This is a genomic window from Candidatus Leptofilum sp. (assembly GCF_965223525.1).
In the GTDB taxonomy this organism is placed as follows: domain Bacteria; phylum Chloroflexota; class Anaerolineae; order Promineifilales; family Promineifilaceae; genus Leptofilum.
This window is the reverse complement of the sequence record NZ_OZ245005.1, coordinates 663,115-674,421: the sequence shown is the minus strand read 5'-3', so window position 1 is coordinate 674,421 and position 11,307 is coordinate 663,115. Positions and strand designations below refer to the sequence as shown.

The following is an 11,307-nucleotide window of genomic DNA, read 5'->3' as shown; positions in this document are numbered from 1 at the left end:
TGTCAAGATAATTATTGAAAAATATGATATTTTGCAAAAGATTATTGATACATTGTGCAAATTGGTGAAGATTTTGTGCAGAATGGCCGTAAAAATAAAAAAGCCATCCATGATTTTTATGGATGGCTTGGTTGCGTAGTTACCAAATGTCAGCTTAATGCCAGTTTTCAATCCCCTGCTTGATGCTGCTGACAAAATCGTCGGCCGTTTTGCCATCTAAAATGCGGTGATCGAAGGTGAAGCTGACGTAGGCCAACGGCCGTATCGCAATTGCGTCATCGATTACCTTCACCCGCTTCTCAATTTTGCCCACGCCCAAAATGCCGCACTGCGGCTGGTTGATGATGGGCGTGGCAAAGAGGCTGCCGGACGTGCCGTGATTGGTGATGGAGAAGGTGCCACCCTGGACATCGGCGGGCTGTAGTTGCTTGTTCCGTGCCCGCTGGGTGAGGTCGTTGATGGTACGGGCAAGGCCAAGTAGGTTCATGCCGTCTGCCCCCTTAATGACGGGTACAATCAGACCGTCGTCAATGGCGGCGGCCATGCCGACGTTGATTTGTCGCTTTAGCTCAACACCCAAGTCTGTCCAGGTGCTGTTAACCATCGGGTGCTGCTTGAGCGCTTCCACCGTAGCGGCGACGATGTAGGCGGTGAAGGTAAGATTAGCACCGTCGCGGGCAAATTGGACTTTGTGGGCGGCGCGATGTTTGGCAACGGCCGTAAAGTCAAACTCAAACACGGTGGTCACGTGTGGGCTGGTCTGCTTGCTGCGTACCATATGCTCGGCAATGGCGCGGCGCATGTTGGTGAGGGGCACAACTTCGCCTGCGGCGGGTGACCCGGTGGGCGATGAGGACATCGCTGGGTGACCGGGTGACCTGGTGACTGGTTTGGGTGCCTCGGTTTGTTGGGCAGGTGTAGGTGCTGGTTGGGTTTGGCGTTGGTCAATGTAGGCGAGGATGTCTTTTTTGGTGATACGGCCGTCTCGCCCCGTGCCATTCACTCTATTCAAATCTACATCGTGTTCGGCCGCAATGCGGCTAACGACGGGGCTGATGCGTCCGGTGTAGCGCTTGGGTTCGTTGCGAACGGCCGTAATCGTGGGTTCTGGCTCTGGTTGAACGGCCGTTTCTGGGGGGGGATCTGCCGCTTTAGCCGGCGCCTCGCCATTTTGTGGCACCGATTCCCCGGCCTGGCCAATGTAGGCCAGAACAGTGCCCACATCCACCGTTTCCCCTTCTGGAATCAAGATTTCCAAGAGTGTTCCGGCTTCTTCGGCCGTTGCCTCGGTGGTCACTTTGTCCGTTTCAATTTCCAGCAGTGGTTCATATTGGTCTACTGGGTCACCTACTTGCTTTAGCCAGCGGGAAACGGTTCCTTCAACGACACCTTCGCCCATTTCGGGCATCATGACTTTGGTTGCCATTTGCTCCTCAAAATAATTGCCCAATTACCAATTACTTTTTAGACTTGACAGGTCTGGTAATTGGGTAATTTAGTAATTTTACTTGTAAAAATTTGGGTAACTAGCCGGTTCGGCTTCGTTCATGATGTCGTAAACGGCCGTAAAAATGTCTTCGGCGTTGGGTTTAGAGAAGTAATTGCCGTCAGAGCCATAGGCTGGACGGTGCTCAGTGGCGGCTAGCGTAGCTGGTTCGCTATCTAGCCAGTAAAAACCGCCTTGCTTTTCAATCACTTCCTGCATCATGTAGGCGGTAGCCCCACCGGGTACGTCTTCATCCAAAAACAGGATGCGGCTGGTTTTCTGGAGCGATTCGAGGATACGGCCGTTCACATCAAACGGCAGCAGCGAACGCACGTCAATCACCTCGACCTCGATCCCTGTACGGGCCAGCATGTCGGCAGCCCGTTCTGCCACGCCCACCATCGCACCATAGGTGACCACCGTCACATCGTCTCCGTCGCGTACTACCTCCGGCACGCCCAAAGGAATGGTAAACTCGGTCAAATTCTCCGGCACGCGCTCCCGGAATCGGTAGCCGCTCAGCACTTCCACTACCAGAGCCGGTTCATCTGTTTGCAAAAGCGTATTGTAAAAACCGACTGCCTGCACCATGTTGCGTGGCACCAAAACGTGAATTCCGCGCAGCAGATGCACCACGGCCCCCATCGGTGAACCGCCGTGCCAAACGCCTTCCAGCCGGTGGCCGCGCGTCCGCACAATGACGGGGGCTTTTTGCCCGCCGCGCGTGCGCCACTGGATTGTAGCCAGGTCGTCAGACATGATTTGCAGCGCGTAGGGTAGGTAGTCGAGGTATTGGATTTCGGCTAACGGCCGTAACCCACGCAGTGCCAACCCAATGGCCTGCCCCAAAATCGTGACTTCACGAATACCTGTGTCTGAAACGCGCAATTTGCCATACTTTGCCTGCATCCCCGCCATAGACTGATTAACGCCACCTAACTGACCGACATCCTCACCAAACGTAATCACGCGAGGGTCTCGGCCCAAAATCGCGTCAAACGCCCGGTTGAGCACTTCGTACCCTTTTAGCGTGGCGGGTTTTTCGCTGTAAACTGGCTTGATTTCCAACACATTTTTGTGCGTCTTGCTAGATTGACTGTACAGGTGAGAACCGTAACGCTCTTTGCTGATGGCCAATTGGTTGGTGCGCCACTGCGCCAGCTTTTGGACAGCGGGCGATTGCTCACCGCGCACCAGCAGCAACGCTTGCTGAATTGCTTCCATGTTGTCGCGGCGGAAGGGCGATTTTTTCTCCATCAGCTTGCGTCGTAGACGGGCCAATTCATCTTTTTGCGGCGACGTTGCTTCGATTTCCTCGATGATATTGGCAACTTCTTGCCGCTCTTTGTAAATGGGCAGCGAGAAGGTTTTCCACAGCTTGGTCCGAATATTTTCTACCGATTTGCGGGTATTCCGCTCAATTTGGTCTAGCTCACCAGCAGTGGCAATGCGCTGCTCGATGATCCATTCACGCATTTTGCGTATGCAGTCAAACTCTTCTTCAAACGCCATGCGCTCATCAGATTTATACCGCTCGTGGCTACCGGAAGTGGAATGCCCTTGCGGTTGGGTCATCTCAACAACGTGGATAATGGCGGGCACATGGTCACGCCGGGCAATATTGGCGGCTTTTTGGTAGGTTTCCACCAACGCCATGTAGTCCCACCCTTTGACGGTGTAGATATCGAAGCCGGATTTGCTATTTGGTTCGCGCTGGAAGCCTGTCAGTAGGTCGCTCAGATTGGTTTTGGTGTGCTGATATTCGTTTGGCACGGAGATGCCATAGCCATCGTCCCAAATGGATAGCACGACGGGGGCTTTTAGCACGCCGATAGCGTTAATTGCCTCCCAAAACATGCCTTCGGCACAGCTAGCGTTGCCGATCGTGCCGAAGGCAACTTCGTTGCCGTTGCGGGAAAATTGGGTGAGATGCTTTAGCTCGTCCAGCTCACGATACAGCCGGGAAGCATAGCCCAGTCCAACGAGACGGGGCATCTGGCTGCCGGTGGGAGAGATATCTGATGAGGTGTTGAACTGCTGAGTGAGGTCACGCCAGGTGCCGTCTGGGTTTAGGCTGCGGGTGCCAAAGTGGGCGTTCATCTGCCGCCCCGCTGAGTGTGGCTCTAGCGAAACATCGGCGATGGCGTACAGTTGGGCAAAAAATTGCTGAATGGTGGCCGCGCCAATGGCAAACATGAAGGTTTGGTCGCGGTAGTAGCCTGAGCGAAAGTCACCTTTCTTAAACGCTTTGGCCATCGCCAATTGGGCCACTTCTTTGCCATCGCCAAAGATGCCAAATTTGGCTTTGCCACTTAGCACTTCGCGCCGCCCAATGAGGCTGGCGTTGCGGCTTTCGTTGGCGAGGGTGTAATCTCTTAAAATCTCGGCAGTGCTTATGAATATGGGTTCAGAATCACTGCCGCTTTCTAATTCAGGTTCAATCTCCTGTTTTGTTTCTAGCATGGGTGTGTGGGAACTCCTTGTGCAAATTGGTAATGACGGTTCAAAGTGGTTATTTTTAGGCTACGATGTGTAAGTTTCTTTGCAAATTAAGATACGGCCGTTCGCTGTGTGGGAAGGTGGGAACCGGCCAGTTTATTCTTAAACGATACAGTTATTATAGCGAATTTGGCGGTGAGCTAACATACAGTTGACATAAAAGGTGGCAATTTGGACTTAACCAGAATTTGTGGGCGGTGTGCTAGAGGGATTGGCAGTTTCTGGCGGTTTGTTGAGACCACTAATCCGATCCAGCAGCGCTTTGTCAAACTGGGTTTGATCCCCCTCTGAACCAGCGATGCTGAGGGTTAAGATTGCCTCGTGTGAGGTTTCTTCGATTTGCTTGGCGGCTAGCTCAATTTCGTCAAAGGTAATGTCGCCATTCAGGTAAAAGTAGGAAAAGGTGTGGCTAATCTGCAGCACGCCGTGAATGTAGGAAATAAAGGCGACGTTGGCCAGCCCCACATCGGTGACGGCTCGCTTGATTTGCTTGAGCGGAAAGGTGAAAAAAGTGGCAAACATGGTTGCCCCGCCGCCAATGAAGACGGCCATGAGGGTGGTGAGCTGCTGGGTGGTTAGTTCATTATTAACAATACGGCCGTATGAATCAATCATGAAGTAAGCGCCAATGGCGAAGATGGCTAGGTTGAGGGAAATACGTAAAATGAAGCCCAAATTTGCCAAAAAGATGGTGCGCTGCCAAACGGTTTGTGTCTCTGTATTCAGTTTGTCTATTGGCTCCTGAAAAAATTTGAGCAGATTTTTTTCGAGCCTGTCTGTCAGTGGTTTTAATGTCTCTTTTCCCCCAATTTCTATTCGTAACTCATTTAGAACCTCTTCAGAGACTTTTTCGTTTTCTTGGTAAAGCTCAAGCCGCTCTCTGATAAGGGTGCTTTTATTGTTGGTGCTGGCTTTGATGAGGTCGGCAAAGATTTGCAGCAGACGCTCGTCGTTGAACCGCTGAATAGCAGCCTCTATCAAGAAGTCGGTGAGCAGATGGGGATTTTGGGCTTGCTCTTCTTGGCTGGGCTGAACGGCCGTTAATAAAGATTTGGCATCTAGCTGGCCTCGCTGTACAGGCATTTGAGTTAGCTGAACCACAAGCTGGGAGGCCTTCTCTTGCCAATTGCCAATTTCACTCAAAGATTTGCTAATCTTTTCTTTGAGCGGTTGGTTGCTTTCTACAAACAGAGCAGATAGTAGGTGCGGAATGCAGGATTTGAAGCCCAGCTTACCCAGGGCATCTGCCGCGTGCCGCTGCACTTTGTAATTGAGATTTTTCACCAACGTGTTGGCCAAGCAGTTAACGGCCGCTTCTGATTTTGTGGTGCGTAAGGCATCTACGGCCGCCAGCATCACCCGCTCCCGGATGGGGCCGAGGTCTAGCTGATTTTCTGCGGTACGGCCGTTTCGTCCGGCCCGCTGCTCCTCATCAAGCTGCGCCTGTTGGTGCTGGCTTAGTAGCTGGCACAGTAGATCAATCGCTTCTTGGTCACCCAGCAGGCCAAGTGCCTCGGCAAAAATGCTGGGGATGGGAATGGGGGTGGCGTCGAGCTTGTCTAGCTCTTTGAACAAGGCTGTTTGCAGATGCTTGGATTTAATGCCTGCATCGAGGAGGATCTGTTTGCGATCAAAATTAGCAACGCTGCTATCGGCCTCGGGCACGATGATGTTGGTGATGGCGTATTCAAATGTGGCTGGCAGCCGTTCACGAAAGGCCGGGTCGGTGCGATCTAATAGTTGGCGCAGGTAGGAGAGTGTTTTCGTTGGATGAATGTGAACCCGGTTTTGCAAAAAGCCCAAAACGGTGGAGCGTAGCCGAAATTCATGCTTGGTATTGAGTAGAAATTTACCGAGATGGTCAATCGTATCTGGATGTTCTATGGCATCCAGAGCGTAGGCGATGATGGTTTGTTCGGCGTTGGTAACGCCTCTAGCGGTCAATTTTTGCCCCAGTTCAGCCACAACTGCCTGTTCTGCTTGCTGGGTGGCAATGGCTTGAACGGCCGTTGTAATTTGGTCGGGTTCTTCAGATTTTACGGCCGTTTTCAGGTTGTCGGCCAGGGTGGACATGGGAATGATGGCGTTGGTCATGAGCTTACCAACTGCTGTGCGGCCGTTGCTGACGTACAATATCAATAAGCTGATCTAAACGGCCGTGTCGCTGCATCATGCCAATAAGTTCTAGAACCTTTTCTGCTTTGCTTCGCCCGCCTAAATCTTCGTAATCAATGCCTAAATCAAAACAAAGAACGCGCAATTCGGTCTCGCTGAAATAGTTGTTGAGATTTTCACGCAAGGCAACCTGGGGCGACGAGAAGGATTGTTGCTTGACGATGGGATCGGGCATAAATCCTTTTTGGAACTGTGCTGCTTCTGTGATTGCTGTGTCAGCCCCAGACTCTTCGAGATGCTCTTCCTCTTCTACCACATCGGCAATTTCATCTACAATCATTTCGAGGCTGTGCCTGGCAGTGGAAACGCCCATCCGTTGTGCCAATTCTGGGGCAAAGTAAGAAACTCGCTGCGGATCGATCTCATGCCAAATAGGCAGCAGCTTGGTGCCACCTTCAAAATCTCTGTCTAACTTGTCCAGCTCCTCAAATTCAAAGCGGGGCCACGATTTGTCGAAGAACGCCTCGCTGAGAATGAGCACAGCGTAGGTTGCTTGCTGCAGCCCTTGCCGAACGTTGGTGGAGAGACTGTCGCCTAATCCTAAACGGCCGTCAACGGTTTGAATACCCCTTGTGTTTAACGCACTTTCCAATTCGTGGGCAAACTCTTTGTCCCTGGAAACATAGCTGATGTACAAACTTGACATAACGACTTCACCTATTTTCTTTAGGGCCTACGCATTTTGGGGCTGTGGCCGGCGTCTCGCCGTGCCACCTAGCCGGCTCGGTCAGGAGATCGGCCTGAGCAACCGCGTAAGTCCTGTTCTTTAGCAATCAACCCTAAGGCAATGGCTCTACGGTAAAATTATCAAACTGAACCTGCACCCCACCTTCGCCTAGCGTCCGCACCATCAGGCCAATGTCCCCACGACTAAAAGCATCATCAGTAACGCGGCCAACCTCCTGGTCGTTCACAAAAAAGATGAGATTTTGCCCTTCAGCCTGCACCGACAGCTTATTGGTAGCATGTCCCTGGTTGATAACGGGAGATTTGAACCACCAATCATCTACAATCGGTTCTACCTCTGATATACCACCTTCATACTTACCAATCCAGACGAACCCGTCGCCAGAAATTTGAAAGGAGTAAAAGTTGTCTTCTTCATCATCTACCCGGAACAACATGCCAAAGGCATTGTTGGGTGGCCCGGCCACTTGGGTCGCTTCTACAGAATAAATGCCGTCGCTAAAGCTTTGGCCAGCAGTGGTCCAGCTCGTCAGATCAAATTCATGAACAATAAAGTCGTAGACGCCATCATGTACTTCACCTTCGACATCGCCACTGCTTTCTACGCGCCAGCTTCCTGGGGCGTCAAATGTTTCGCTATAAGATTGCGGCCCTGTGCAGGCGGTGAAAACGGCCGTAATCCACAGAAAAACAAAAAATCTTGCAAATATTTTGTGCATATCTCCCTGATTTCTCCATATGTTTGAGACGCAATGTTGATAATACAATGGCTGCACTTTTTTGGCGAGTTGTTTACAAAAAACAACCGCCTGAGTAGCTCAGGCGGCTGTGATGCTCTAAATTGAGAAATTGGAAAACTAATCCATCGCTTCCAACACAACCTGGGCCACATCTTTCACCTGCATCGGTTCACCCTTTTCACGGTTGGCATCAATCATCATCGTGGCGCAGAAGGGGCAGCCAACAGCTAGCGTAGTCGCACCTGTACTTTGGGCTTCGGCAAAGCGATTGAGGTTGACGGCCTCAGAGCCATGCTCCTCTTCCTTCCAGTATTGCGCGCCACCTGCGCCGCAGCAGAATGAATCGGAGCCACTGCGATCCATTTCTAGCAGCGTGGCACCTGCTTTGGCCAATGCGTCTCGTGGTTCGGTGAGGACGCCATTGTGCCGCCCCAGGTAACACGGATCATGAAAAGTGACGCTTTCTAGCTTGGTGCCGTTTAGTCTCAGCTTGCCGCGACCAACCAGGTCAGAAATGAGCTGTGTGTGATGGAATACATCATAATGGCCACCCAGCTCACCGTACTCTTTGCCAATGGTAGTGAAACAATGAGGGCAACTGGTAACAACGCGTTTCTTGTCCACTCCGGCGGCATTGAGCGTTTCGATATTGCCCAGTGCCATTTCATAGTACAGGTATTCGTTGCCAGCACGACGAGCAGAGTCGCCCGTGCAGGTTTCTGCATCTCCCAGCACGGCGAAGCTGACGCCTGCGTGGTGCATAATGGTGGCTACAGCGCGAACGACTTCTTGCGCGTCTGGGTTAAAGGCACCAGCGCAGCCCACCCAAAGCAAATACTCGAAATCGGGATTTTCCTCCACGGTGGGAACGTCAAAATTGAGCGGTTTGGCCCATTCCATGCGATCTTCGGTAGATTGCCACGGATTACCCATGCGCTCCATGCCCACAAACGCCCCTTTTAACTCGTTGGGGAAAGCAGAGGCCATTAGCACCTGGTCGCGGCGAATATCCATGATGTCTAGCATGGGCGTGTTGCCAACAGGGCAAACATCAACACAGTGGCCGCAGGCGGTGCAGGCCCACACCGCGCTTTCGCTAATGGCAAAATCGAGCAGGGGCATAGTGGCTTCACCGCCGTTGGCAAAGGCGTCCATATTTTCGCGGATATGGTACCGCTTGTTGATTTCGATGGCGGCTGGGGAGAGCTCTTTGCCGGTGTTGTAAGCAGGACACACTTCCTGGCAGCGATTACACATGATGCAGGCAAAGGCATCCACAATTTGGGTCTGTTCTAGATCAAACAGGCTGGCAGCACCGAACTGTTCAATCTCTTCATCTTCAAAATCTAGCGTGTGCATTTGTGCCAGATAGGTGCGATCTGGACGGGTCATGAAGTTGACTGGCCCCATGAACAGATGGGCGTGTTTGGTGTAGGGGAAGTAGGGCAAGAACAAAACCAACGACCCAATGGCAAACCACCAGCTAAGATGCCAACCAAAATCAAGGGCAAATGCGGAGCCGTTTGCCAAGAAGGTTTGGGCGACGAAGTTGGAAACTGGTTGGAAGGGGTCTGGGCTGTGTTGAGCAATGAGGAAAGCAACGGCCATGATGCGGAAGCCGCTGTGGACGAGGATGAACAGGGCAACAATTAAGGAATCTTTGCTGATGCCGCCCTCGCGGGCTTTAGGGTGTAAGGTGACGTTTTCACGAGTAACGAGTGCTGTATCGCCCCAGGCAAAGCGGCGTAAAATGAAGTAAAGGACGGCGATAAAAACGAATGCTCCCAAAATGTCGGCCACTAAGCGGAAAATATCCCCTACAATGTTGTTGTGTAAAAATTCAAAGCCGGTGATGAGTCCTTCGGCGACCTCAACAGCATTCACTAGTTGATAAAAGATGAAGCCCCAGGCGACGGCGTAATGGAAGATGGAGGAGAGTTTGCGGTGGCGGATGATGCGCCCTTGTGAAAAGAGGGCCGCGAGGCCAGTCATGGCGCGGCGCGGTAGTTCATCTAACTTTAGCTTGCCTTGCCCGCGCCCGATGATTTTGGCCATCTGACCAAAGGTGTTGATGGTGGCTACGGTGCAAACAAGAACTAAAAATGCAAATAGTACCTTCTCAGTTGGTGATAACATGCGTGTCCCTCTTGTATTTATTGTTGGAAAGCCGCCGACACAACGTGCCGTTGCGCTTGGGGAAAAGTCTATCATACGGCCGTTTCACCCGCAAAAGCAGTGACATTCTACATGATTATCTGACGCAGTGCATCATGAAAAAGTAACAGTCACCTTGAAACGGCCTTCTTATGAAAAAGGGGTCATTAGGTGACTGTCACTTGAGGCTAGACTATAATCGCCGCCATGTGGAGGCGATTGGTTTTAGTGGTTAGTGGTTTGTTGCTGGTAGGGGCGTTGTGGCCGCCAGTTGGCTCTTTGTATGAACTCACAGGAGAGGATGAGCTATTGGCGCAACTGCGTGGCGTAGTGCATTGGCTGAATACGGCCGTACGTCCCCAGCCTCAACTTGCCCCTGAGATCATTCCCAATCATGTAAACGTTTCTCCATTTGGCGTGAACACTTTTTTAGAGCAGGAAGCCGAAATTGAGAAGCGTGCTCTTAGCCTGCAGATGGCCAACCAGGCGGGTTTTGCCTTTATTCGGCAGGAATTTGTGTGGGAAGATATTGAGATTCACGGCAAAGGGGATTTTGAAGATCGGCGGCACGAGCCGTTCCGCTCGGCCTGGGAAAAGTACGACAACATTGTGGATTTGGCAGAGTCGTTTGACATTGAAATCATCGCCCGCCTGAGTAACCCGCCTGCTTGGAGTCGCGCACTGCCCATCGAGGCAACTGGCTCTTTGGCACCCCCGGATAATTACGAGGATTTTGGTGATTTTGCGGCGGTGGTGGCGGAACGGTACAACGGCCGTATTCGCTACTACCAGCTTTGGAACGAACCCAACGGCAACGAGGAGTGGGGCATTCACCAACCCGTCAGCCCGGAGCAATATACCGAACTGCTTTGCACAGCCTATCGGCGCATCAAAGAGGTGAATCCGGGAGCGGTGGTGCTGGCGGGTGCGCTCACGCCCACGGTGGCCATCAACGAGGCCAACCTGAATGATCTCATCTTTTTGGAGCGGATGTATGGGGCTGGGGCAGGCGACTGCTTTGACGTGATGTCGGCGCAGGGGTATGGCTTGTGGTCTGGCGCGCTGGACCAGCGGCTGAAGCCAAACGTCATCAGCTACCCACACAATTTGTATTTGCGGGATGTGATGGTGCGGCACGGCGACGCCGACAAGCCCATCTGGATTTCGGAAATGGGTTGGAATGTGGTGCCAGAGGGGATGGACGACCGTTTTGGCCGGGTGACGCCAGAGCAGCAGGCGCGTTTTGCTCTGGAAGCATACGAGCGGGCGCAATCGGAGTGGCCCTGGGTGGGGGTGGTGAATTATTGGTTTCTCAAGCGCAAGGATGAGACGGAGCTGGATCAATCTTTTTACTATTTTCGGCTGCTGGACGCAGACTTTACGCCTCAGCCAGCCTACGAGGCGTTGGTGGCAGATGTGCCGGAGCGCGTTGAGCCATCCCCAAAAACCGCCTGGCATTATGATTGGATGTGGTTACGGCCGTATCTCTTCATCCCCTCGCTCGCCGTCCTCTTTTTTGCCCTGCTCCGCTGGTTAACCCCAAAAGAAGAGACTGGAGATTAGAGA

At 52.2% G+C, this 11,307-nt stretch carries 7 protein-coding genes; 1 reads left to right on the top strand and 6 read right to left on the bottom strand.

Going from position 1 to position 11,307, the window contains the following annotated elements; translation table 11 throughout:
* Positions 1 to 154: 154 nt before the first annotated feature.
* From ACOQPM_RS19965 to ACOQPM_RS19940, 6 genes are all read right to left on the bottom strand, one after another.
* The gene (locus ACOQPM_RS19965) at positions 155 to 1,426 is read right to left on the bottom strand and encodes a dihydrolipoamide acetyltransferase family protein (protein ID WP_420632016.1); all 1,272 of its coding nucleotides are present in this window, start codon (positions 1,424 to 1,426) and stop codon (positions 155 to 157) included.
* Between the two features lie 78 nt (positions 1,427 to 1,504).
* Positions 1,505 to 3,949: an alpha-ketoacid dehydrogenase subunit alpha/beta gene (locus tag ACOQPM_RS19960; RefSeq protein ID WP_420632015.1), complete on the bottom strand. Its 2,445-nt coding sequence runs from the start codon at positions 3,947 to 3,949 to the stop codon at positions 1,505 to 1,507.
* Positions 3,950 to 4,162: 213 nt separating this feature from the next.
* Complete coding sequence (locus ACOQPM_RS19955; RefSeq protein WP_420632014.1) at positions 4,163 to 6,079, bottom strand: HEAT repeat domain-containing protein; 1,917 nt, start codon at positions 6,077 to 6,079, stop codon at positions 4,163 to 4,165.
* A gap of 4 nt (positions 6,080 to 6,083) precedes the next feature.
* Complete coding sequence (locus ACOQPM_RS19950; RefSeq protein ID WP_420632013.1) at positions 6,084 to 6,806, bottom strand: TIR domain-containing protein; 723 nt, start codon at positions 6,804 to 6,806, stop codon at positions 6,084 to 6,086.
* 133 nt (positions 6,807 to 6,939) lie between these two features.
* The gene (locus ACOQPM_RS19945) at positions 6,940 to 7,566 is read right to left on the bottom strand and encodes a hypothetical protein (RefSeq protein WP_420632012.1); all 627 of its coding nucleotides are present in this window, start codon (positions 7,564 to 7,566) and stop codon (positions 6,940 to 6,942) included.
* Between the two features lie 138 nt (positions 7,567 to 7,704).
* Complete coding sequence (locus ACOQPM_RS19940) at positions 7,705 to 9,723, bottom strand: (Fe-S)-binding protein (RefSeq protein ID WP_420632011.1); 2,019 nt, start codon at positions 9,721 to 9,723, stop codon at positions 7,705 to 7,707.
* 246 nt (positions 9,724 to 9,969) lie between these two features.
* On the opposite strand from ACOQPM_RS19940, the gene ACOQPM_RS19935 reads away from it, so the two are divergent.
* Complete coding sequence (locus ACOQPM_RS19935) at positions 9,970 to 11,304, top strand: hypothetical protein (RefSeq protein WP_420632435.1); 1,335 nt, start codon at positions 9,970 to 9,972, stop codon at positions 11,302 to 11,304.
* The last annotated feature ends 3 nt before the right edge of the window (positions 11,305 to 11,307 follow it).